Origin of the sequence: Nonomuraea sp. NPDC052265, assembly GCF_044547985.1 — a bacterium.
Taxonomy (GTDB): domain Bacteria; phylum Actinomycetota; class Actinomycetes; order Streptosporangiales; family Streptosporangiaceae; genus Nonomuraea.
In genome coordinates, this window is record NZ_JBIUBJ010000004.1 from 164,980 (window position 1) to 187,920 (window position 22,941).

Sequence of the window (22,941 nt, forward strand, 5' to 3'; positions counted from 1 at the left end):
CGATGGCGTGATGGATTTCACCCTTCCCGAGAGCGCCCAGGCCGTCCAGCGCGGTGTCGCCGAGATCTGCGCCCGCTACGACCTCGACTACTGGCAGCGGTGCGAGAGCGACAAGCGCTGGCCGGAGGAGGTCTGGGCCGACCTGGCCAAGGGCGGCTGGCTGGGCCTGGCCGTACCGGAGGAGTACGGCGGGGGCGGGCAGGGGCTGCTGGAGCTGGCGGTGGCCACCGAGACGCTGGCGAGCTCGGGCGCGGCGGGCGGCTCGGCCTTCACGTACGTGCTGACCCCCGGTTTCGGCGCGCTCACCCTGGCCCGGCACGGCACCGCCGAGCAGCGGGCCGAGCTGCTGCCCCGGCTGGCCACGGGCGAGATCGAGACGTGCTTCGCCCTGACCGAGCCGGACGCCGGCTCCAACTCCCTGGCGATCACCACCTCGGCCCGCCGCGACGGCGGCGACTACGTGCTCAACGGCCAGAAGATCTGGATCACCGGCGTGCAGCGGGCCACCTGGATGCTGCTGGTGACCAGGACGGTCCCGGCGTCGGAGGCCAGGCCGCGCGCCCACGGGCTGACCGTGTTCCTGGTGAACGTGCCCGAGGCGGTCGCCGCCGGGCAGCTCTCCTATCGGCCGATCCCCAAGATGGGCGCCAACACCACGCCGTCCAACATGGTGTTCGTCGACGACCTGCGGGTGCCCGCCACGAGCGTGGTCGGCGAGGTGGACGGCGGCGCGGCCGTGCTGTGGGACATCCTCAACCCCGAGCGGGTGCTGCTGGCCGCCTCCGCGCTCGGCGGTGCCGAGGTGGCGCTGCGGGTGGCGGTCGGCTACGCCAAGGAGCGCGAGGTGTTCGGCCGCCCGATCGGCGCCAACCAGGCCATCGCGTTCCCGCTGGCGCAGGTCAAGGCCAAGATCGAGCTGGCGCGGCTGATGCTGTACAAGGCGGCCTGGTCCTTCGACCGGCGGCTGCCGTGCGGCACCGAGGCCAACATCGCCAAGCTGACCGCCTCCCAGGCCGCGTGGGAGGCGGCCGACGCCGCGTTCCAGACGCACGGCGGCATGGCGTACTCGCTGGAGTACCCGGTGGCCAGGCTGCTGGCCGACGCCCGTATCGGAAGGGTGGCACCCGTGACCGAGGAGCTTCTGCTCAACTACCTCGCGACACAGGTGCTCGGGTTGCCCCGGAGTTTCTGACGGCCCTCAGGCCCTGCCCGTCGCCTTGCGGATCACGTCACGGGCCCTGTCCATGATCGCGGCGGGCGGGCCCGTCAGCAGGTTCTTCGGCGCGGTCTCGACGCCGGCGTGCGGATGCGTGGGCGCGATCGCCTCGGCGGCCTTGACCCCGATCGCCATCGCGTGCAGCTCCTTCTCGCCGGCGGCCTGCCTCAGCGCGGGGAACTCCTCGCGTTCCTCGGCCTCGGCGTGCTCGACGACGGCCTTGCGCAGCGTGGCCAGGTTGGCCGCGAACTGCGGGTCGTCGACGCCCGCCCGCTCCATCAGGGTGAGCATGTCCTTGGCCGCGTTCTCCTCGGCCAGTCGCTCGTCCACCAGGTCGTCGCCGCCGTCGACATGGCGGCGCGCGTACGGGTGGACGATCTCCTCCTCTGCTGTCTCGTGGACGGCCAGCAGGCGCACCAGCCTCTGGAAAGCCGCTGCTTTGTCCTCGGGGCCAGCGTTCTCGACCTCCGTGAACTGGCTCTTGATCTGCTCGTGCTGGCGCACCAGCAGGTCGACCACATCGTCGTCCGTCATGAGGGTGCGCCTACCCGAGGCTCGGACAAGCACACGCGCCCGGCTCAGCCGAACGACGGCGGCCGCTTCTCGCGCACCGCGCGCACGCCCTCGACCACGTCGGGGCCGGTGAAGCCGAGGAACTCCATCGCCAGCGAGGCGTCGAAGGACGGGCCCGCCAGGCGCAGCCAGTTGTTGAGCGAGTACTTGGTCAGCCGGATCGCCTCCTGGGAGCCCTGGGCGAGCCGGACCGCGATCTCCATCGCCTTGTCGTGCACCTGGTCGTCGTCGACGCACAGGCTGACCAGGCCCATGCGCTCGGCCTGCTCGCCGGTGACGGGCTCGCACAGCAGCAGGTGGTACTTGGCCTTGGCCATGCCGCACAGCAGCGGCCAGATGATCGCGGCGTGGTCGCCGGCGGCGACGCCGAGCCGGGTGTGGCCGTCGATGATGCGGGCGGTGCGGCCAGCGACCGAGACGTCGGCCAGCAGCGCCACCGCGAGCCCGGCGCCCACCGCCGGGCCCTGGACGGCCGAGACGATCGGTTTGGAGCAGTTGAGCACGTTGTAGACGATGTCGCGGGCCTCGGCGAACACGCGCATCCGGGTGGCGTGGTCGCGGGTCATCTCCTCGATCATCGACAGGTCGCCGCCGGCCGAGAACGCGGTGCCCTCGCCCCGGACGACGATCGCCCTGACGGAGTCGTCGCGGTCGGCCTCGCGCCAGATCTCGCTCAGCTCGCGGTGGCCGGTCATGTCGACGGCGTTGAGCCGGCCGGGCTCGCTGATCGTGACGCGCAGCACGCCCTCGGCCGGGGTGTCGAGCTTGAGCTTGTCGAAGGTCACAGGTGCTCCCGCAGCCGGTCGGCGATGTACTGCCTGGCCTCGATCGCCTGGTCGAACAGGCCGGGCAGGCCGAAGAAACCGTGGACGGCGCCGTCGAACCTGCGGGCCTCCACCGGCACGCCCGCGTCGGCCAGGCGGCGGGCGTAGTGTTCGCCCTCGTCCCTGAGCACGTCGCACTCGGCGGTCAGGACGGTGGCGGGCGGCAGGCCGGTCAGGTCGGCGATGCGCAGCGGGCTCAGCAGCGGGTCGGCCGGGTCGGCGCCGGAGGCGTACCGCTCGGCGAACCAGGCCATCTCGGCGGCGTCGAGCCCGAAGCCCTTGGCGTAGGCGTGGTAGCTGGGGGTGTCCATGGCGGTGTCGAGCACCGGGTAGACCAGCGCCTGGTGGGCCAGCCGGATGCCGGTCCCGGCGGCCCGCCAGGCGGCGACGGCGGCCAGGTTGCCGCCCGCGCTGTCGCCGACGACGGCCACGCTGCCGTTGCTCTGGTAGAAGGCGGGTCTGGCGAAGACGTCGCGCACGACGGTCCAGGCGTCGTCGGCGGCGGCCGGGAAGGGGTGCTCGGGGGCCAGCCGGTAGTCGGCCGAGACGACCACGGCGCCGGTGCGCAGGGCCAGGTCGCGGCCGAGGGCGTCGTTGCGCTTGACGCTGCCGAAGACCCAGCCGCCGCCGTGGAAGTAGACCACGACGGGCAGCAGGCCGTCGCCGGGGTCGGCGCGGTAGATGCGGATCGGCACGTCGCCGGCGAGCTCGTCGCGGACGAACGGGAGGGTGGTCAGCGGGCCCCGCTGGGCCGCGAAGCCGTCGTGCGCGCGCATCTCCTGGATGGTGGCCAGGTCGAGCGTGGCCAGGTCGGCGTTGAGATCCGACGGGTAGAGGGCGACGTAGTCCCGCGCCTGGGGGTGCAGCGGCATGAGCGCAGCCTAGCGGGCCGCCTCGACGAACGCATCGAAGAGCCGATTGTCCCAGCGGCGGCAGCACCACCGGCGCGCCGCCGGCCCGCTCGATCGCCTTGGCGTAGGAGGGCGGTGACAGCACGGCCTCGCGCACCCGGTCGCCCCAGCGGGCGGCCTCCAGGTAGGCGGTGATGCCGATCAGCGGTCGGGGCATGCGGATCTCCGGGGGCGGGGTCGGGGCAGGCGGGAGGCCGTCCCGGCGTGCGCGGCGTCGGTGGCGGCCCGCAGGCGCAGCCGGGTCTCGCGGAGCCGGGGCCGGCAGGTGTTCCCGAGGTGGTGGCCGAGCGCGGCGCCGAGCCACCGGCAGGCGTCCGTGGTCGCGGCCGACACGAAGGTGCGCGCGCCTTCCCAGGCCACCCGCCCGGGGTGGAGGACTGCCCTGGCGGGATGCTGCGCCTCGGCCGTCCGGCGGGAAACACCGGAAACAAAAAGACGAAAATCTCTTTTATTCGTTTTCTTCACCGGAAAATGCCAAATCGCAATTCGGGTGAATCGGTTGCGACGCATCAGAGGTGGTGTAAGGCTCATTTTCGAGCGCGAGGGATGTGCCGGGGCACGCCGCGCGTTCACGACCCGGAGCCGTCAGGAGGTGGACGACACGGCCGGAATCGAATGTCCGGCCCAGTGGGGTGGGGTTGAGTGCATGTCGTTGAATCCGCGACTGGTGAAGGAGAGCTTCTCACTCGTCGAGCCCGTGGCCGACAAGGCGACCGCGTACTTCTACGGACGGCTGTTCGCCGCGAGCCCGCACCTGCGAGGGATGTTCCCGCCCGCGATGGACGTCCAGCGCGACCGGCTGTTCGGCGCGCTGACCCGGATCGTGTGGAGCCTGGACAGCCCGGACGGCCTGGCCGTTTATCTCGGGCAGCTCGGCAGGGACCACCGCAAGTACGGCGTGCTCACCGAGCACTACACGGCCGTCGGCAACGCCCTGCTGGCCACGATCCGGCGCTTCGCCGCAGAGGTGTGGAACGACGAGATCGAGGCGGCGTGGGTGTCGGCGTACACGGCGGCGGCCGACCTGATGATCGAGTCGGCCGGCTCCGAGGCGGGGGTCTCGCCGGCCTGGTGGCCGGCCGAGGTCGTCGACCACGAGCTGCGCCGTCCCGACATCGCGGTGGTCACGCTGCGGCCCGCGCGGCCGCTGCCGTACACGGCGGGCCAGTACGTCACCGTGCAGACCGCGCGGTGGCCGCGGGTGTGGCGCACGTTCTCGATCGCCAACGCGCCGCGCGAGGACAACACGGTCAGGCTGCACGTGCGCTCGGTGCCGGGCGGCTGGGTGTCCACGGCGCTGACCCGGCGCACCAGGATCGGCGACACGGTCATGCTCGGGCCGCCGATGGGCACGATGACGCCGCGCGAGGACGGCGCCCGCGACCTGCTGTGCGTGGCCGGCGGCACCGGCCTGGCCCCGCTGAAGGCGATCGTCGAGCACGTCATCGCCTCGGGCCGCCGGCAGCGGATCCACCTGCTGCACGGCGCGCACACCGCGGCCGAGCTGTACGACCTGCCCGACCTGCTGGCGATGCAGGCGTCCTTCCCGTGGCTGCGGGTGCTGCCGGTGGTCTCCGGCGACCCCTCCTACGACGGGATGCGCGGCCACCTGCCCGAGGTGACCGGGCGCTTCCACTCCTGGTCCGAGCACGAGGTGTACGTCTGCGGCCCGACCGGCATGGTGGACGGCACCGTGCGCCGCCTCCAGGCCGACGGCGTGCCGCTGTCGCGCATCCACCGCGACGTCGTCGCCGGTGAACGCTAGGACGTCGTCCCCGGTGGTCGTCAGGAGGCCGCCGGGGCGCGGCGGAAGGCGGCGGCGGTCTCCTCGTCGGCCGGCCAGAACGTCTCGATGGCCAGCTCCGAGACCGTCACGTCCATGGGCGTGCCGAAGGTGGCGATGGTGGTGAACATGGACAGCACGCGGTCGCCGTCCGCGATGCGCAGCGGCAGCAGGATGTCGCCGGGGCCGGGGACGTGGGCCACGTTGAGGTTGACGCCGGGGTAGGTGTAGGCGGCCAGCTCGTCGTGCAGCTCGGCCAGGCGGCCTTCGGCCGACACCTCGGCCTGCCTGCGCAGCTGGTGCAGCAGGTAGGCGCGGACCTCGGCCAGGTTCAGCAGCCGGCCGCCCATCGCGTCGGGGTGCAGCGACAGCCGCATCACGTTGACCGGCTCGGCCAGCAGCTCGGCGGGCACGCCCGCCATGAACATGGCGGCCGCGGAGTTGGCCGCCACCAGGTTCCACGCCGCGTCCACGACCAGCGCCGGGTACGGCTCGTGCCCGGCCAGGATCTTGTCCAGCGCCTGCCGTACGACGGCCATCTCCGGGGCGCCCACCTCGCGCTCGGGGAAGACCGGCGCGAACCCGGCCGCGATCAACAGCCTGTTGCGGTGGCGCAGCGGCACGTCCAGCTCCTCGGCCAGTCTCATCACCATCTCGCGGCTCGGCCGGGCGCGCCCGGTCTCCAGGAAGCTGACGTGCCGGGAGGAGACGTCCGCCTCGATGGCCAGGTCGAGCTGGCTCACCCGCCGCCGCTGCCGCCACGAACGCAACAAATCACCAAACGTCTCATCTTGTACCGCTAGTGCTCCCATGTCGGAAAACCTACCGGGCGCAGGGAAGCATCACGATTACCTCCCGGGTAATGTCCGTCCCGTTCCGGCCGTCCGCCGGTGGCCGTCCGGCCGGCGTGCGGCAAATCTCCCAGTCCTCGGCACCGCCGCCGCCCGCGTGGCACGATGGCGGGAAGCGAACATGGGAGCGATGCTATGACTGACGCAGTCCTCGCGATCGGCACCCGCAAGGGCCTGTTCCTCGCCCGCTCGGCGGGCGGCGGCCCGTTCGAGATCGAGCCGATCCGGTTCTCCACGGTGGCGGTGCCCTCGGTGGCCGTCGACACCCGGGGCGCCGAACCCCGGCTGCTGGCCGGCATCGAGTACGGCCATTTCGGTCCGTCCGTGATGTACTCCGATGATCTCGGCGCGTCCTGGGGCGAGGCGCCTCAGCCGCCCATCGCCTTCCCCGACAAGACCGACACGACGCTGGCCCGGGTGTGGCAGCTCACGCCCTCGCCGTCGGAGCCCGGCGTGGTGTGGGCCGGCGTCGAGCCGGCCGCGCTGTTCCGCTCGGAGGACCACGGCGTCACCTACCGCCTGGTCGAGGGCCTGTGGGACCATCCGCACCGGCCGCGGTGGCAACCGGGCGGCGGCGGGCTGTGCCTGCACACGATCGTCCCCCACGCCACCGACCCCGAGGTCATGGGCATCGCGGTCTCGGCGGCCGGCTTCTACCGCACCCGCGACGGCGGCATGTCGTGGGAGGCGGCCAACCAGGGCATCCGCGCGCCGTTCCTGCCGGAGGGGCAGCAGTACCCCGAGTTCGGGCAGTGCGTGCACAAGGTCTGCGTCGACCCCGCCCGGCCCGACCGGCTCTACCTGCAGCACCACTTCGGCGTCTACCGCAGCGACGACTTCGGCGGGAGCTGGCACGACATCGGCTCCGCCCTGCCCTCCGACTTCGGCTTCCCCATCGTGGTCCACCCCACCCGCCCCGACACGATCTTCGTGCTGCCGCTGACGGCCGACGTCGACCGCACCCCGGTCGGCCACCGCTACCGGGTCTGCCGCAGCCAGGACGCCGGCGCGACCTGGCAGGAGCTGGGCGAGGGCCTGCCCGAGGGCCCGGTCCACGCCACCGTGCTGCGCGACGCGATGACCGCCTCCCCCGCCGGGCTGTTCTTCGGCACCCGCGACGGCGAGGTCTACTGCTCGCGCGACGACGGCGAGAGCTGGTCGCAGGTCGCCCGCCACCTGCCCGACGTGCTGAGCGTGCGCGCGGCGGTGCTCTGACCGATGGCCAGATCACTCACCAAGCCCGTGACGATGGTCGTGTTCGTGCTGCCCAGCTCGCTGCGGCGGTGGGTGAGCGGGCGCACCGAGGTCAAGGTGTTCGCGGTCGGCGCCGACCGCGACTCACCGCCCACGCTCGGCTCGGCGCTCGACATGCTGCGGCGCACCCATCCGCTGCTGGAGGAGCGGCTGCGCGACGACTACGGCCGCATCCGCCGGCACATCAGCATGATCGTGTGCGGGGAGAACACCCGCGGGCTCGGCGGCCTGGACTGCGCCCTGCCGCCGGGCGCCGAGGTCTACGTGCTGCCCGCCCTCGCCTGACGCCTCAGACCTTGCGCCAGCCCGGCACCCAGGCCCCGTCCTCGACGACGTAGTCGCCGAACAGGGCGGGGGCCTCCTTGCGCATCAGCTCGCCGATGCGCTGGAACAGCAGGCGGATCTCCTCCTCCGCGCCGACGGCGGTGCGGGCCTCGATCGTGTGCCGCAGCGTGCGCACGTTGGCCGTCCAGACCAGGCCGGTGGCCAGCCCCTCGGGCGCGAACCTGCGCATGAACGAGGTGCGGTGCTTCTTCTCCGAGAACGGCACGCCCTCCTCGTCGAGCCCGAAGTGCCCGGCCATCCAGAGCTGGAACTGCTCCAGCTGCTCCAGCACGGCCGTGGCCCGCTTCATCAGCTCGGTGTCCTGCTGGGCCCACTCGGGGAACCAGAACGGCAGCTCGTCGAGCCGGACGAAGCGCAGCGACTCCTGGGAGATGGCCACGCCGGGCCGGTGGCGCACCAGCTCGTGCGTCAGGACACGGCTGACGTTGTGCAGGACGAAGCTGAAGCTGATGTGTTCCAGGACCGAGCCGTGCGCGCTGGCCAGGATGTTGCGCAGGTAGTCGTCCTGGTTCTCCCTGATGCGCACCACGTTGGGGTTGAGGCCGGGCTCGAAGGACCGGTAGCAGAGCCGGCCGGCGAACTCGGCCAGGTTCTGGGCGTCGAGGTCGCCGCGGTCGAGCCGCTCCAGCCAGCTCTCGCCGCCGACCTCGCCCAGGTAACGGGCGAGCTCGTCGTAGTCAAGCTCGGGACGGGCGACGATGAAGACCTCGGGTTCGACACTGCGCATATGGGAGCCCCCCGCTCGGGTTCTGTGGTTCGTGACGGGCTCAAGCAAACCAGCTCGCGGGGCTGCGCGCGACTCGGCGCCCGCCGTCCCCCTCCGGAGGCACGGCGGGCGCCGAGGGGACGCCCGTGGCAGGTCAGCAGCGGTGTGCGGGCCTGTCGCGCGTCACGAGGTCGGTGTCGCCGGCGGTCCCGTCCACCCACAGGACGCGTCCCCCCGCGCCGGCGGCGAACAGCGACTGCTCTCCCCGGTTGCAGGAGTAGCGCTCCAGGGCTCCGCCGGTGACCGCGACCTGGTAGATCTTGGGCAGGTTCACGTTCTCCAGCGTGGTCCCGTCCGGCTGCACGCCGACGGTCACCCGCGACTCGCTCGCGTCGAGCCAGTTGGGGTGCGGCGCCTGCGGCCCGTCCGCCACGACCGGCGTGCTGCCGGTGCCGTCCAGGGCGGCGCGCATGATGCCCATGCGACCGTCGCGGTCGGCGTCGTAGAGCCAGACGACGTGCTTGGCGGTCACCGCCGGGTAGATCGACATCGACGGGATCGCGCCTGCCGGCGGCACCTCGGGCACCACGACCTCCTTGCCGGTCGACAGGTCGTGCACGACGGGCGTGCTGTGCGTGCCGCCGGTGCCGAAGCTCACCCGGACGTAGACGAGCCTGCCGCCGCTCACGGACGGCATGTACCCGGCCACGCCCGCGGCCGCGGTCAGGTTGACCGGGGCGGCGTTCCCGCGCTTGAGCCACAGCTCGGTCTCGCCGGTCGCCGGGTCCTCGCCGGACCAGGCCACGGCGTCACCGGAGACGACGACGGCGTAGACGTAGCCGGTGCTCTCGTGCAGGACGGTGGAGGGGGCCGAGGCGTCCAGCGGGCGGCTGCGGATCTGCATGACGCCCGTCTCGGGGTCGAGGGAGACCCAGACCGCGCGGCGGCCGTCGGTGGCGGGCGTCCAGTCCCAGCGGCCGTCGTCGGACACGGTGGTGGCGGGGCCGCCGCCGAGGCGTCCGGTCCGGATGGCGGTGGGGCCGCTCGCGTCGGGGGTGTTGTCGGTGACGGCGTACCGGTCGCCGGCCAGGGCGGGCGGGTCGATGGCGTCGGTGAGCCCGTCCAGGACGACGCGGCTGTCGGTGCGGATCAGCCGCTCCCAGCCGGGCCTGATGCCGTGCCGCTCGAAGGCCAGCGCGATCGCGAGCCGGTCACGCGGCGGCAGCCCGGCGGCGCGGGCGGCCGACTCGACGGCGCGGCGGCCGTCGGCGAAGTCGTCGAGCGGGGTCATGTACTCCGTCAGCGCCTTGTAGACGACCTTGTCGAAGCCCGCGCCGAGCTTCTCCCTGGCGTCCCACAGGGCGCCGGAGAAGATCGTGGAGTTGAGGTGCACGCCGCCGCCGTCGGCGGCGACGGTGACGCCCAGGTAGTCCTTGGCGGCGTTCCTGTCGTCGTCGAGGTCGCGGGTGGCGCACTGGACGGGCGGGAGGCTCTTGCACAGGTCCTCGCCGAGCAGGCTGGCGTCCGGGTCGCTCATGGGGATGCCGAGCGCGCTGGTCTGGATGGCGTTGCCGAAGTAGTCGGCCAGTCCCTCGTTCATCGCGCCCGACTGGCCCTGGTAGACCAGGTCGGCGCTGTGGGTGATGACGCCGTGGGTCATCTCGTGGCCGACGACGTCGAGGCTGGCGGCGAAGGAGTGCAGGTCGGCGCCGCCGCCGCCGTAGACCATCTTGGTGCCGTCCCAGAAGGCGTTCTCGAACGGGCCGCCGAAGTAGGTGACGTTGACCACCGAGTACATGGTGCCGCCCTTGCCGTCGAGCCCGTCGCGGCCGAGCGACTTGTAGAACTCGTAGACCTTGCCCGCCCCCCACTGGGCGTCCACGGCGCCGCTCTCGGTGTGCTCGGGGCCGAAGGCGGGCGTGGGCGACTTGGCGAGCTCGGTGCCCGCCGGCACGCCGGGGTCGAGGAAGTCCTGGACGTCGGCGCCGGCGGCGTCGTAGGTGAGGATCTCGCCGGTGCTGCCGTTCCACATCGGGCGGGCGCGGTCGCGCAGCTCGTACGCGCCGTCGGCCCGCTGGTAGGCGTTGAGCGGGACGGTCCTGCCGTGCGCGGTCTGCCCGCCGCCGGTCGCCGGGCCTTCCATGCGCAGCCGGTCCAGGGCGAACAGCGGCTGCCCGGAGTGGGCGTCCACGTACGCGTCCAGCAGGAGGGGCCGCTTCCTGACCGCGTCGGCGCCGCTGAGCGTGACGTGCCAGGCCAGCACGCCCTTGCCGCGCGGGACGACGAGCAGCTCGCCGGGCGTGGCCTTGACCGTGCCGCGGACCTGGTCGTCGCGGATGAGCCGGGCGCGGGCCAGCCGGGCGGCCAGCGCGGGGGTGACCGTGGGCGTGGGGTTCACGTCGAGCTCGGTGAGGAAGCGTCCGCCGGCGCCGGTCACCTCGCGGCGGGCGCCGTCCTTGCGGAAGCGCACCAGGTACTGGGCGCCGAGGACGGGCAGGTTCCGGTACCGCTGGGCGAACCGGACGGTCTCGTCCTGGCCGTTCACGACCGTGCGCAGCGGCACCAGGTCGGCGGGGTCGAGGTGGTAGCGCGGGTCGGCCAGGTGGGCCTTGGCCGCGGCGACGGGGTCCGCGGCGGCGGCGGGCTCGGCCAGCCCGCTCACCTCGGCGGGCGCCCGGGTACCGGCCCGGGACTCCACCTGCGGTTGCGGCGGGTCGTCGGCCGCCGCGACACCGGGGACGGCCAGCGCGAGCGACAGAGCCGCGGCCGTGAGAACGAAGGGACGCCAGGACACGACACCTCCAGGTGTGGCGTAGGGGGTCTGGCGTCCACGATCATCACAGCAATATTGACAAACCGACAAATCACAATTTGATTACCGGAAATGCAAATTTCCGATTAGTGAAGGAAATATCGCGAATTAAATGGCTTTTCGGGCAGGCGGTGGCGGGCCCGCCCGTCCGTCCGTGCCGCGCGAGGTCAGAGCCGGTACACCCGGCGGGCGTTGCCCGAGCCGATCATGTGGGCGACCCTGGCCGCGTCGGCCGGGCTCCACTCCCCCGCCTCCAGCCTGGACAGCAGCGCCGCGCCCAGCGCCTGCCGGTAGTACAGGGCGCCGAGGTAGCCGGTCTCGGCCACGCCGTGGCAGCCGGAGCTGAACACCTGCTTGTGGAACGGCGCCAGCTCCAGCAGCTCGTCCATGACGCGGGCCGCGGCGGCGGCCGTGGGCGGCAGGGCCGGGCCGACGTCGACGTAGACGTGCGGGTAGACGCCCGCCAGGTAGGCGGCGGCGCGGTGGTAGGGGTAGCAGTGGAGCAGGATGACCGGCACGCCGAGGGGTTGCAGCGCGTCCATGAGGGCGCTGAGCCTGGCCGGGTCCGTAGCGTCCAGGCCGGGGCCGCGCCCGCCGAACCCGGCCTGGAACTGCACCGGCAGCCCCCGCTCGCGGGCCACGTCGATCGCGCTCCACAGCAGGTGGCGCAGCAGCACCGGGTCGGTCAGCGTCCGCTTGGGGTCCGACAGGCGGCGGTTGGCGGCGGCGATGACCGAGCCGGTGCTCGGCCTGGCCGGGTCGAAGTCGAGCCCGCACCGCCCGGCGATGACCGTCTTGAGCCCGACCGCCCTGGCGGCCCTGGCCGACAGCTCGTCGGCCAGGCCGTCGAGGTAGTCCACGGCGATCTGCGCCGACTCGGCGACGTCCTGCTCGATCTGCTCGATCCGGACGATCTCGTCGGCGGCGGCGCCGCCGTGGCGGCCCATCTCGGCCGCCGACAGCAGGTCGATGTCCTCGTCGCCGGTGTCCACCAGGAACGCCACCACCCCCGCCCCGGCCAGCAGGCGCCGGTTGACCTCCCCGGCGCCCAGCTCGGCCCGCCGGGCGAGGTAGACGGCCGGGGGCGCGTGCGGTTCGAGGTCGAGCAGCGGCGCGCACCAGCGGCGCAGGCCCATGCCGAACGGCGAGTCGAAATGCGTGGTGCCGGGCGGGGCCGGGGCGCCGCCGGCGTTGATGAGGGGCTCGAACCGGGCCCGGGTCAGGTCGTCCCGGCGCACCCCGTGGCAGTGGTGGTCGACGAGCGGGGCGAGCAGCGCGTCACGCACCGTGTCGGGCAGGGCTACGGGGAGCATGCGGAGACTCTAGGGGAGCCCCGCACGCGCCCGTGGACGTTTTAACCTACGACAGGAACACCCTGCCCGTTCCCAGACGAACCGGCCGGGTCAGCGCTGGGTGAGGCGCAGCACGTTCGCGATGATCTTCGCGCCCGCGCCGCCCTCCTGGGTGAGGATCGACTCCGGGTGGAACTGCACGGCGAAGCGCCGCCGCTCGACGTCCTCGATGGCCATGACGTTGCCGTCGGGCGTGAGCGCGGTCGGGGTGAAGCCGACCACGCCGGGCCGCTTGGCGTGCAGCGAGTGGTAGCGGGCCGCGGTGAACTCGTCGGGCAGCCCGTCCAGCAGCGCGCTGTCGCCGAGGCGGGTGACCTGGCCGCGCTTGCCGTGCTCGGGGTAGTCGAGCAGCTCCAGCGCGCCGCCGGCGTGCTCGACCATGGCCTGCAGCCCCAGGCACACGCCGAAGACGGGCAGGTCGCGGGCGTAGATCTCGTCGATGAGCGCCGCCATGCCGAAGTCGGACGGCCAGCCGGGGCCGGGCGAGAGCACGACCAGGTCGGGCGCGACGTCGTCGATGGTCCGGGCCGGGAAGCCGTGGCGCAGCGTCACCACGTCGGCCCCCTCCTGGCGGAAGTAGTCGGCCAGCGTGTTGACGAAGGAGTCCTCGTGGTCGACGAGCAGCACCTTCATGCCCGCGCCCGGCTGCTCCCTGACCACGGCGGGCGGGACGGCGTCGGGCTGGTTGACCGTGGCCAGGGCGCCGAGCAGGGCGCTGGCCTTGAGCTCGGTCTCGCGCTCCTCGGCCTCAGGGTCGGAGTCGAACAGCAGGGTCGCCCCGGCCCTGACGGTGGCCACGCCGTTCTTGATCTGGGCGGTGCGCAGGGTCAGGCCGGTGTTCATGGAGCCGTCGAAGCCGATGAAGCCGATCGCGCCGCCGTACCAGCGGCGGGTGGTGGCCTCGTGGTCCTCGATGAACTGCATGGCCCACGACTTGGGGGCGCCGGTGACGGTGACGGCCCACATGTGGGTGAGGAAGGCGTCGAGGGCGTCGAACTCGGGGCGCAGGCGGCCCTCGATGTGGTCGACGGTGTGGATCAGGCGGGAGTAGAGCTCGATCTGGCGGCGGCCGATGACCTTGACCGTGCCGGGGACGCAGATGCGCGACTTGTCGTTGCGGTCGACGTCGGTGCACATGGTCAGCTCCGACTCCTCCTTGACGCTGCTCAGGAGGGTGCGGATGGCCTCGGCGTCCTCGACCGGGTTGCTGCCGCGGGCGATCGTGCCGGAGATGGGACAGGTCTCGACGCGGTCGCCGTTGACCCGGACGTACATCTCGGGCGAGGCGCCCACCAGGTGCTCGCCGTCGCCGAGGCTGATGATGAACTCGTACGGCGCCGGGTTGCTGTGGCGCAGGCCGCGGTAGAAGGCCGACGGGTCGGTGCAGACGGCGTGGAAGACCTGGCCGGGCACGACCTCGAACAGGTCGCCGCGCTTGAACCGCTCCTTGGCGGCGGCCACGACCTGGGCGTACTCGCCCCGCTCGGGGTCCTTCGGCAGCTCGCCGGGGATGACCTGCGGGACGGAGGAGCCGGTGCGCTCCAGGCCGCGGGTGGTGGCGCCGTCGACGGTGAACTCGTAGCGGTATTCGACGCTGGTCTCGCGCTGGCGGTCGATGACGATGATCCGGTCGGGCAGGTGGAGCACCAGGTCGCGCTGGTCGTCGGGGCGGGCCAGTTCCTGCCGGATGGGCTCGAACTGGAAGGCCAGGTCGTAGCCGAAGGAGCCGTACAGGCCGAGGTGGGGGTCGTCGCCGGCGAAGGCGGCGACGACCTCGCGGATCGCGGTGAAGACGGTGGGCCGGCGGCTGCGCATCTCCTCCGGCAGCAGGTCCTCGGACTCCGGGACGTGCACCTCGACGCGGTCGGGCGTCGGCTCGCTGACCGGCTTGCCCGCGGCGAGCAGGCAGGAGGCCACGGCGGGCAGCACGACCCTGCCGCGCTCGTTGAGCGCGGTCGCCGAGATGACCCGCCCCTTGGCGACCAGTTCCAGGCAGGGGTCGACGTAGCCGAAGGCCCATCGGCTGTAGCGGCCCGGGTAGTCCATGCCCGACGAGAAGGCGCCGCCGCGCCGCTCGCCGAGTGCGGTCACGATCTCTTCCAGCGCCTCCTCGGAGACATCGCGTGCCTCACGCTCGACGCCGACGCCCCCGGCGGTGGTATATCCGCTGCTCTCCACTTGCTGCCCCTTACCACGTCACATCATGAGGCCCCGGGGGCGGACACGAGAAAGGCCGCCGTCCGGGGCGGCCGTCCTTTGAGAGGAATGCGAAAACGCGCCGCCTAGGAGCGGCGCCACCACTGGATCCGAGGGCGATTTCGCATGCCCCCAGGTTAACCGCCGGACCAAGATCGCGCAACGCGACATCCCGCTCCGACGGTGACAAACAGTGGGAGAAGGATCTAGCCTCAGCGTTCATGGAGCGGCCCTGGGCGTGGCGTTCGGTGACGGTGACCGCGGTTCTGACCGCCGGGGCGGCGCTCGCGCTGAGCCCCTGGTACGGCTACCACCGCGACGAGCTCTACTTCCGCATCCTGGCCGGCCATCCGGCCTGGGGGTACGTCGACCAGCCGCCGCTGACGCCGATGCTGGCCAAGGCCGCGCTCGGGCTGTTCGGCGACACGGTGACGGCTCTGCGGGTGTTCCCCGCGCTGGCCGCGGCGGTCGTGGTCGTGCTGGTGGCGCTGGTGGCGCGGGAGCTGGGCGGCGACCGGCTCGCCCAGACGATGGCCGCCGTGGGCGCGGCGACCGGGGCGTACACGCTGATCGCGGCGCACACGCTGCTGACGGTCAGCTTCGACCTGCCGCTGTGGACGGCGGCGATCCTGTTCGCGCTCAGGGCGCTGCTGCGCGAGCAGCCGCGCTGGTGGCTCGCGGCGGGCGCGGTGATCGGGCTGGCCACCTACAACAAGCACCTCATCGTGCTGCTGGTGCTGGGCCTGGCGGCGGGCCTGCTGATCGCCGGGCCGCGGCGGGCGCTGCGGAGCCCGTGGTTGTGGGCCGGGGCGCTGGTGGCCGCGGTGCTGGCCGCGCCGAACCTGCTCTACCAGGCCACGCACGGCTGGCCGCAGCTCACGATGGCCGCCGCGCTCAGCGCGGACAAGGGCGCCGAGATGCGGGTGATGTTCGTGCCGATGCAGCTCACGCTGTTCGGGCCGGTGGTGTCGGTGATCGCGGCGCTGGGGTTCGTCCGGCTGTGGCGCGACCGGCGGGTGCGGGCGCTGGCGGTGGCCTATCCGGTGACGGCGGTGCTGACGCTGGTCAGCGGCGGCCGGTTCGACTACACCGCGGGGCTGATCGTGGCGCTGTTCGCGGCCGGGTGCGTGAGCGTGTCGCGGGCGCGGGCCGGGCGGGTGCGCGCGGCGTGGGCGTTCCTCGCGGTCAACGCGCTGACCTCGGCGGTGCTCGCGCTGCCGCTCGTGCCGGTCGGCGCGCTGGCCGGCACGCCGGTGCCGGCGATCAACGAGGTGGCCCGCGAGTCGGTCGGCTGGCCGCGCTTCACCGCCGCCGTCGGCGGCGTGCTGGGGGCGCTGCCGCCGGACGAGCGGGCCCGCGCGGTGGTCGTGACGGGCAACTACGGCGAGTACGGCGCCCTCGACCGGGCGGGCCTGACCCGCGTGTACTCCGGCCAGAACCAGCTCTGGGAGTACGGCCCGCCGCCGGACGACGCCACCGTGGCGATCCTGGTGAACGCGGGCGGCCGGGCCCGCGCGCTGTTCGGCTCCTGCGAGGAGAGGGCCCGCGTGGACAACGGCGTGGACGTCGACAACGAGGAGCAGGGCATGCCGGTGTGGCTCTGCCGCGACCCCCGGCAGCCGTGGTCCATCACCTGGCCGATGTGGCGACACTTCAGCTGACCACATTACATTTCGGGATTTATCCGAGCTTGTTAGGATAAGCGCCCTTGCTTTCCCGACAGGATCTCTTCACCCTTCTCGACAGAGGCGGAAAGATCACCTCTTCCTCACCGTCGTGAACGTCGTGAAGGAGAGCACGTGCGCAACACCCTCACCTGGCGTGCGATCCTGACCGGGATCGTCACCGCCGCCGCCCTGGTCGTCCCCCAGGCCCCGGCGCACGCGGCGCCCGATCCCGGCAAGATCTCCCAGGCCGTCCGGGCCGACCTGGACCAGGACGGCAAGGCCACCTTCTGGGTCCGGATGAAGGGCAGCGCCGACCTGGGCGCCGCCCGCCGGACCGCCACCAAGCGGGCCAAGGCCGAGCTGGTCTACGAGGCCAAGACCGAGCGGGCCAGGACCTCGCAGGCCGGGCTGGTCAAGCTGCTGGACTCCCAGAAGGCCGACTACACCTCGTACTGGATCGTCGACGCCGTACGGGTGACCGCGGACGCCAAGCTGGCCGCGGCGATCAGCGAACTGCCCGAGGTGGACCGGATCGACCCGGTCACCGTCGTCGCGCTGCCCAAGCCCGCGGCCGGCCGGGCCGAGGCCAAGGCCGGCGCGGTCGAGTGGAACATCGACCGGATCGGCGCCCCGCGCGTGTGGAGCGAGCTGGGCGACCGGGGCGAGGGCATCGTGGTCGCCTCGATCGACTCCGGCGTCCAGTACGACCACCCGGACCTGGCCGCGAGCTACCGGGGCAGGAACCCCGACGGCTCCTACACCCACGACTACAACTGGTTCGACCCGGCGCGCATCTGCCCGTCGGCGGCGCCGTGCGACAACAACGGCCACGGCACGCACGTCATGGGCACGATGGCGGGCGCGAACGGCATCGGCGTGGCGCCCGGCGTGCGCTGGATCGCCGCCAAGGGCTGCGAGGTCAACACCTGCACGGACGCCTCGCTGCTGGCCGCGGGCCAGTGGGTGCTGGCCCCGACCGACCTGGCCGGCGGCAACCCGCGTCCCGACCTCGCGCCGGACATCGTCAACAACTCCTGGGGCGGCAACGGGTTCGACCCCTGGTACGTCGAGACCGTCCAGGCATGGGTGGCCGCCGGCATCTTCCCCGCCTTCGCCAACGGCAACGAGGGCCCGGCCTGCCGGACCAGCGGCTCGCCCGGCCAGTACCCGATCAGCTACAGCGCGGGCGGCTTCGACGTCAACAACGCGCTGTACGGCAGGTCGAGCAAGGGCGAGGGCCAGGACGGCGAGATCAAGCCGAACATCGCGGCCCCGGCCGTGAACGTGCGCTCCTCGGTCCCGGGCGGCGGCTACGACTCCTACACCGGCACCTCGATGGCCTCGCCGCACGTGGCGGCCACGGTGGCGCTGATCTGGTCGGCCGCGCCCCGGCTGCAGGGCGACGTGGCCGCGACCCGGCCGCTGCTGGACCGCACGGCGATCGACGTGGCCGACACGAGCTGCGGCGGCACCGCGGCCGACAACAACGTCTGGGGCGAGGGCCGGCTGGACGCCTACGCCGCCGTCCAGGCCGCTCCGGAGGAGGGGCTGGGCGAGCTGCGCGGCACGGTCACGGCGGCCGGCGAGCCGGTGGCGGGCGTGACGGTCAAGGTGAGCGGGCCGCTCGCGCGCACGGTCGTCACCGGCCAGGACGGCACGTACACGATCCCGCGCCTGCTGCCCGGCGAGTACGCGCTGACGGCCGAGAAGTTCGGCTACGACCGCGGGAGCGCCACGGCGGCGGTGACCGCCGAACAGGTCACGACCGGCGACGTGACGCTCACCCGGCAGCCGGCCGGCACACTGTCGGGCACGGTCACCACGGCCGGCGTCCCCGAGCCCGGCGCGGCCGTGGCCGCCACGGGCACGCCGGTGAGCGCGGTCACCGACGCCTCCGGCCGGTACACGATGACGCTGCCGCGCGGGACGTACACGCTGACGGTCACGCCGGTCTCGCGCTGCTCCAGCGGGGCGAGCGCGCAGGTGGCCGTGGACGGTGACGTGGTCAGGGACGTCGAGCTGCCGCTGCGCGGCGACGGCTTCGGCTACACCTGCCTGGCGGCGGCGCAGCCGTACGTGGCCGGGACCGAGAAGCTGGCGCTGACCGGCGACGACGAGGCCGTGCAGGTGACGCTGCCGTTCGCGATCCCGTTCTACGGCACCGGGCAGGCCAGGGCGTGGATCAGCACGAACGGGTTCGTCACCTTCGCCGCCGACCGGGTCGCCACGGGCAGCAACAGCCGCCTGCCGGGCACGGGCACGCCGAACCACGCGGTCTACCCGTACTGGGACGACCTGAAGGTGGACGCCGAGGCGGGCGTCTACACCGGCGTGGTGGGCACGGCCCCGCACCGCCAGTACGTCGTGGAGTGGCGCAACGTCACCTTCTACAGCGAGGCCGGCGAGCGGGTGTCGTTCGCGGCGCTGCTGGGCGAGGACGGGTCGGTCTCCTTCCGCTACAAGGACATCGAGAGCGAGCGCGACCAGGGCTCCAGCGCCACGGTCGGCATCGAGAACGCCGCCGGCACCGACGCGCTGCTGTACTCCTACGAGGAGGCCGCGCTGGCCACCGGCCGGGGCGTGACCTTCACCGCGAGCCGGCACGGCCTGGTGACCGGCGTGGTCACCGACGCCAACGACGGCGAGCCGCTGGCCGGGGCGTCGGTGAAGCTGGGCGACGCGGCGTCGTTCACGACCGGCGCGGACGGGTCGTTCTTCGGGCAGGTCCCGGCGGGCGACTACGACGTGGTGGTGGCCAAGGAGAACTACGGGACCTTCACCAAGCCCGTCACGGTCGCGCCGGGCACGCTGACCAGGATCGACACCGCCCTGGTCACCGGACGGGTGAGCGCGTCGGCCGCCGAGGTGACCGCGGTCATGCCGGCCGGGGCGACCCGGACGCGGACGCTGGAGCTGACGAACCTGGGCTCGCCCACCGCCTACACGGTCACCGGTGACGTGGACTGGGCGTCGGTCACGCCGCAGGCGGGCGAGCTGGCCAAGGGCCAGAAGGCGACGCTGAAGGTGACGGTCTCCAGCGCCGGGGTGACGCCGGGCGGGACGCGTACCGGCAAGCTGGTCGTCAAGTCCGCCAGCGGGCGGCAGCCGGCCATCGAGATCAAGGTGACCGTGGTGGTGCCCAAGCTCCAGGTGGCCGTCGACGCCGGCGGCTCGAAGGCGCTGACCGACGCCGACGGCGACACCTGGACGCCCGACCGCCGCTACACCCAGGGCGGGTACGGCTACGTGGCGACCTCGACCAAGACGGCGAGCACGTCCAGGACCATCGCGGGCACCGCCGACCAGGCGCTGTTCAGGACGGCCAGGGAGGGCATGCTGGAGTACCGGTTCGACGGCGTGCCCGCCGGGACGTACACGGTGGAGCTGGACTTCGCCGAGGTGAAGAGCACGCAGATGGGCAAGCGGGTCTTCGACGTGCTCGTCGAGGGGCAGCTCGCGATCCCGGCGCTGGACCTGGCGCTGGAGGCGGGCACGTACACGGCGGTGGCCAGGCAGTACACGGTGAAGGTGACCGACGGTCAGCTCAACGTGCGCTTCGCCGCCCGGCAGGGGGCCACGCTGGTCAGCGGTGTGCGCGTCTCCGAGCGCCCGGACAAGGCGCTGCCATGATCGCCCGGGGTCCCGCCGTCCCTGGTGCGGCGGGGCCCCGGGGCTCGCTCTCCGGCAGCGACGCCGGGCGCCGGGCGCCGCGGGTCAGCGGTCGGCGGTCGGCGGTCGTCAGCGGGGCGAGGTCGGGGCCGAGCTCGACCGCCTTCGGCACCTGCTCCGGCACGACCTGCCGGATGGTTTGCCAAGGAGCATCGCCTTACGCGACGTAACCCCCGGTTACCACCCATCCGGGCACATCTGTTACTGGTTAGGACATGAGACGCGTGCGGCTCCGGCGGGACATCCCCGTCCCGATGCCCGACGGTGTGACGCTGCTGGCCGACCACTACGCCCCGGCTCACGGCCGGCCGGCCCCGGCGGTGCTGATCCGCTCGCCCTACGGCCGGCGCGGCCTGTTCGGCTGGATGTACGGCCGCGGCTTCGCCAGGAACGGCTTCCACGTGCTGATCCAGAGCTGCCGGGGCGGCTTCGGCTCCGGCGGCAGCCTCGACCCGCTCGGCGACGAGCACGACGACGGCCTGGCCACGATCGCCTGGCTGCGCAAGCAGCCCTGGTACGGCGGCTCGTTCGCCATGTTCGGCCCCTCCTACCTCGGCTACGCCCAGTGGGCCGTCGCCGCCGAGGCCGGGCCCGAGCTCAAGGCCATGGCCACGCAGATCACCGCCTCCCAGTTCAGGGACGCCGCGTACGTGGGCGGCGCGTTCGCGCTGGAGTCGACGCTGAGCTGGACCACGCTGACCGACACCATGACCCGCCGCTTCGTCGGCGGGGCCGCGATGCTGACCGCCCCCAGGGTGACCCGCCGGGCCGTGTTGTCGGGGCGGCCGGTGGCCGAGCTGGACGTGGCCTCGGCGGGCCGGCCCCTGCGGTTCTTCCGCGACCTGCTGGCCCACCACGCCGATCCGGCCGTGCCGTACTGGCACAAGCGGGACTTCTCCCCCAAGGTCGGCCAGGTCGCGGCGGCGGTCACCATGCTCGGCGGCTGGTACGACGTCTTCCTGCCCTGGCAGCTCAAGGACTACGCGGCGATGCGGGCGGCGGGGCGGCGGCCGTACCTGACGATCGGGCCCTGGTACCACGTCGACTCCCGGCACGGGCGGCCCTCGAAGACCGAGGCGCTGGCCTGGTTCCGCGCGCACCTGATGAACGATCCGTCCGGCCTGCGGACGGACCCGGTGCGGCTCTTCGTCACCGGGGCCGGCGAGTGGCGCGACTACCCCGACTGGCCGGTGCCGGGCATGCGGGAGCAGCGCTGGCACCTGCGGTCCGGCGCCGGGCTGGCCACACGGGAGCCGGAGGAGGCCGAGCCCGACCGCTTCCGCTACCATCCCGCCCACCCGACGCCGGCGATCGGCGGGCCCGTGCTGCTGGCCGACTCCAGGCCGCGCGACCAGCGGCGCCTGGAGGCCCGGCGCGACGTGCTGGTCTACAGCTCCGCGGCCCTGGAGTCGGACGTGGAGATGATCGGCCCGGTGCACGCCGACCTCTACGTCCGCTCCAGCACGCCGCACGTGGACGTGGTCGTCCGGGTGTGCGACGTGCACCCCGACGGGCGCTCGCTCAACCTGTGCGAGGGGGTCAGGCGGCTGGGCCCGCGCACCGACGGCGACGGCGACGGGGTGCGCCGCGTACGGGTGGAGCTGTGGCCGATCGGGCACCGGTTCCGCCGCGACCACCGGATCCGGGTGCACGTGGCGGCCGGCGCGTACCCGACGATCGCCCGCAACCCGGGCACCGGCGAGCCGGTGGGCGGGGCGGACGGCCCGATGGTGCCCGCCGACGTCGAGGTGTTCCACTCCCCCGCCCGTCCCTCGGCCGTGGTGCTGCCGCTGTGCGCGCCGCGCGGCTGATGTCGCTGGTCCTGCTGTTGCAGGCCAGGGGCGGGATGACGGCGGCCGAGCTGGCCAAGGAGCTGGAGGTCTCCGAGCGCACGGTGCACCGCGACGTGCTGGCGCTGTCGGAGGCGGGCGTGCCGGTCTACGCCGACCGGGGGCGCGGCGGCGGCTACCGGCTGCTGGACGGCTACCGCACCCGGCTGACCGGGCTGGACCGGGCCGAGGCCGAGGCGCTGTTCCTGTCGGGGGTGCCCGCGGCGCTGCGCGAGATGGGGCTGGAGGAGGTGGCCGCGACGGCCCGGATCAAGGCCGCCGCGGCGCTGTCCCCCTCGCTGCGCGACGCGCCCGCCACGGCCGCGCAGCGTTTCCACCTGGACGCGCCCGGCTGGTACGCCGGCGACGTGCCGCCGCCCCCTGCCCTGGCGCCGCTGGCCAGGGCGGTGTGGAACGACCTGCCGGTCACGGTGGTCTACAAGGAGCGCACGCGGGAGCTGGAGCCGTACGGGCTGGTGCTGAAGGCGGGCGCCTGGTACCTGGTGGCCCGCCTGGGCGAGCGGTTCCTGATCTTCCGGGTGGACCGGATGGGGGACGTCCGGGTGCGCGAGCCGCGCTTCGAGCGGGACGCGGACTTCGACCTGGCCGCGTTCTGGGCCGGGCAGGCGGCCGAGTTCAGCCGTTCCCTGCTCAGGGACGTGATCACGTTGCGGCTCACCGCGGCGGGCCGGCGCATCCTGCGGTACGTCGCCGACCCCGCGGCCCTGGACGACGCGCTGGCCTCGCTCCAGCCCGACGGGACCGTGCGGCTGGCCGTGGAGTCGGTGGAGGTGGCCTACACGCAGGTGCTGCGGTTCGGCCCGGAGGCCGAGGTGCTGGCGCCCGCCGAGCTGCGCGACCTGGTCGCCGACGCCGCCGCCCGCACGGCCGCGCTCTACGGACGCTGAGCCAGGGGCGCCGGGCTACAGCGCCGCCGGACCACGGACCCGGGC

General features: G+C 73.1%; 17 protein-coding genes. 8 read left to right on the plus strand and 9 right to left on the minus strand.

Features of this window, described 5'->3' with window-relative positions; all coding sequences use genetic code 11:
* The first annotated feature begins 10 nt into the window (after nucleotides 1–10).
* Nucleotides 11–1,192 carry an acyl-CoA dehydrogenase family protein gene (locus ACIHAD_RS14350; RefSeq protein ID WP_397354848.1) on the plus strand — a complete coding sequence of 394 codons (1,182 nt, stop codon included), beginning with the start codon at nucleotides 11–13 and terminating at the stop codon, nucleotides 1,190–1,192.
* Nucleotides 1,193–1,198: 6 nt separating this feature from the next.
* On the opposite strand, the gene ACIHAD_RS14355 is transcribed toward ACIHAD_RS14350, so the two are convergent.
* The 4 genes from ACIHAD_RS14355 to ACIHAD_RS14370 all read right to left on the minus strand — a co-directional run bounded on the left by ACIHAD_RS14355 (nucleotide 1,199) and on the right by ACIHAD_RS14370 (nucleotide 3,884).
* Entirely contained in the window at nucleotides 1,199–1,750 is a 552-nt protein-coding gene (locus tag ACIHAD_RS14355) for a hemerythrin domain-containing protein (RefSeq protein WP_397354849.1), read from the minus strand.
* Nucleotides 1,751–1,794: 44 nt separating this feature from the next.
* Nucleotides 1,795–2,574 carry an enoyl-CoA hydratase/isomerase family protein gene (locus tag ACIHAD_RS14360; protein ID WP_364088374.1) on the minus strand — a complete coding sequence of 260 codons (780 nt, stop codon included), beginning with the start codon at nucleotides 2,572–2,574 and terminating at the stop codon, nucleotides 1,795–1,797.
* Nucleotides 2,571–3,485, minus strand: coding sequence for an alpha/beta hydrolase (locus ACIHAD_RS14365; RefSeq protein WP_397354851.1), 915 nt, complete (start codon nucleotides 3,483–3,485; stop codon nucleotides 2,571–2,573). Before ACIHAD_RS14365 ends, ACIHAD_RS14360 begins: the two co-directional genes overlap by 4 nt.
* Nucleotides 3,486–3,665: 180 nt before the next feature.
* Nucleotides 3,666–3,884 (minus strand): hypothetical protein, encoded by a 219-nt coding sequence (locus ACIHAD_RS14370; RefSeq protein ID WP_397354852.1) that lies wholly within the window; start codon nucleotides 3,882–3,884, stop codon nucleotides 3,666–3,668.
* A gap of 286 nt (nucleotides 3,885–4,170) precedes the next feature.
* On the opposite strand from ACIHAD_RS14370, the gene ACIHAD_RS14375 reads away from it, so the two are divergent.
* Nucleotides 4,171–5,289, plus strand: a complete 1,119-nt coding sequence (locus ACIHAD_RS14375) for a globin domain-containing protein (protein WP_397354853.1) — start codon at nucleotides 4,171–4,173, stop codon at nucleotides 5,287–5,289.
* 20 nt (nucleotides 5,290–5,309) lie between these two features.
* On the opposite strand, the gene ACIHAD_RS14380 is transcribed toward ACIHAD_RS14375, so the two are convergent.
* Nucleotides 5,310–6,077, minus strand: coding sequence for a helix-turn-helix domain-containing protein (locus ACIHAD_RS14380; protein ID WP_397354854.1), 768 nt, complete (start codon nucleotides 6,075–6,077; stop codon nucleotides 5,310–5,312).
* Nucleotides 6,078–6,293: 216 nt separating this feature from the next.
* Here ACIHAD_RS14380 and ACIHAD_RS14385 point away from each other — a divergent pair, with 216 nt between their 5' ends.
* Both ACIHAD_RS14385 and ACIHAD_RS14390 read left to right on the plus strand, forming a co-directional pair.
* Complete coding sequence (locus ACIHAD_RS14385; protein ID WP_397354855.1) at nucleotides 6,294–7,373, plus strand: WD40/YVTN/BNR-like repeat-containing protein; 1,080 nt, start codon at nucleotides 6,294–6,296, stop codon at nucleotides 7,371–7,373.
* Between the two features lie 3 nt (nucleotides 7,374–7,376).
* Nucleotides 7,377–7,697 carry a hypothetical protein gene (locus tag ACIHAD_RS14390; protein ID WP_397354856.1) on the plus strand — a complete coding sequence of 107 codons (321 nt, stop codon included), beginning with the start codon at nucleotides 7,377–7,379 and terminating at the stop codon, nucleotides 7,695–7,697.
* A gap of 4 nt (nucleotides 7,698–7,701) precedes the next feature.
* Here ACIHAD_RS14390 and thyX read toward each other — a convergent pair whose 3' ends face one another.
* From thyX to ACIHAD_RS14410, 4 genes are all read right to left on the minus strand, one after another.
* Complete coding sequence (thyX, locus tag ACIHAD_RS14395) at nucleotides 7,702–8,484, minus strand: FAD-dependent thymidylate synthase (RefSeq protein ID WP_397354857.1); 783 nt, start codon at nucleotides 8,482–8,484, stop codon at nucleotides 7,702–7,704.
* Nucleotides 8,485–8,617: 133 nt separating this feature from the next.
* Nucleotides 8,618–11,257 (minus strand): M4 family metallopeptidase, encoded by a 2,640-nt coding sequence (locus ACIHAD_RS14400; RefSeq protein WP_397354859.1) that lies wholly within the window; start codon nucleotides 11,255–11,257, stop codon nucleotides 8,618–8,620.
* A gap of 185 nt (nucleotides 11,258–11,442) precedes the next feature.
* Nucleotides 11,443–12,588, minus strand: coding sequence for an amidohydrolase family protein (locus ACIHAD_RS14405; protein ID WP_397354860.1), 1,146 nt, complete (start codon nucleotides 12,586–12,588; stop codon nucleotides 11,443–11,445).
* Between the two features lie 90 nt (nucleotides 12,589–12,678).
* A complete protein-coding gene (locus tag ACIHAD_RS14410) occupies nucleotides 12,679–14,805 on the minus strand; it encodes an anthranilate synthase component I (RefSeq protein ID WP_397354861.1) in 2,127 nt (708 codons plus the stop codon).
* Nucleotides 14,806–15,044: 239 nt separating this feature from the next.
* On the opposite strand from ACIHAD_RS14410, the gene ACIHAD_RS14415 reads away from it, so the two are divergent.
* The 4 genes from ACIHAD_RS14415 to ACIHAD_RS14430 all read left to right on the plus strand — a co-directional run bounded on the left by ACIHAD_RS14415 (nucleotide 15,045) and on the right by ACIHAD_RS14430 (nucleotide 22,896).
* Nucleotides 15,045–16,484 carry a glycosyltransferase family 39 protein gene (locus ACIHAD_RS14415; RefSeq protein WP_397354862.1) on the plus strand — a complete coding sequence of 480 codons (1,440 nt, stop codon included), beginning with the start codon at nucleotides 15,045–15,047 and terminating at the stop codon, nucleotides 16,482–16,484.
* Nucleotides 16,485–16,622: 138 nt separating this feature from the next.
* Entirely contained in the window at nucleotides 16,623–20,120 is a 3,498-nt protein-coding gene (locus ACIHAD_RS14420) for a S8 family serine peptidase (RefSeq protein ID WP_397354863.1), read from the plus strand.
* Between the two features lie 254 nt (nucleotides 20,121–20,374).
* Complete coding sequence (locus tag ACIHAD_RS14425; RefSeq protein WP_397354864.1) at nucleotides 20,375–21,970, plus strand: CocE/NonD family hydrolase; 1,596 nt, start codon at nucleotides 20,375–20,377, stop codon at nucleotides 21,968–21,970.
* On the plus strand, nucleotides 21,952–22,896 hold the full coding sequence (locus ACIHAD_RS14430) for a helix-turn-helix transcriptional regulator (RefSeq protein WP_397354865.1): 945 nt from the start codon (nucleotides 21,952–21,954) through the stop codon (nucleotides 22,894–22,896). Before ACIHAD_RS14425 ends, ACIHAD_RS14430 begins: the two co-directional genes overlap by 19 nt.
* The last annotated feature ends 45 nt before the right edge of the window (nucleotides 22,897–22,941 follow it).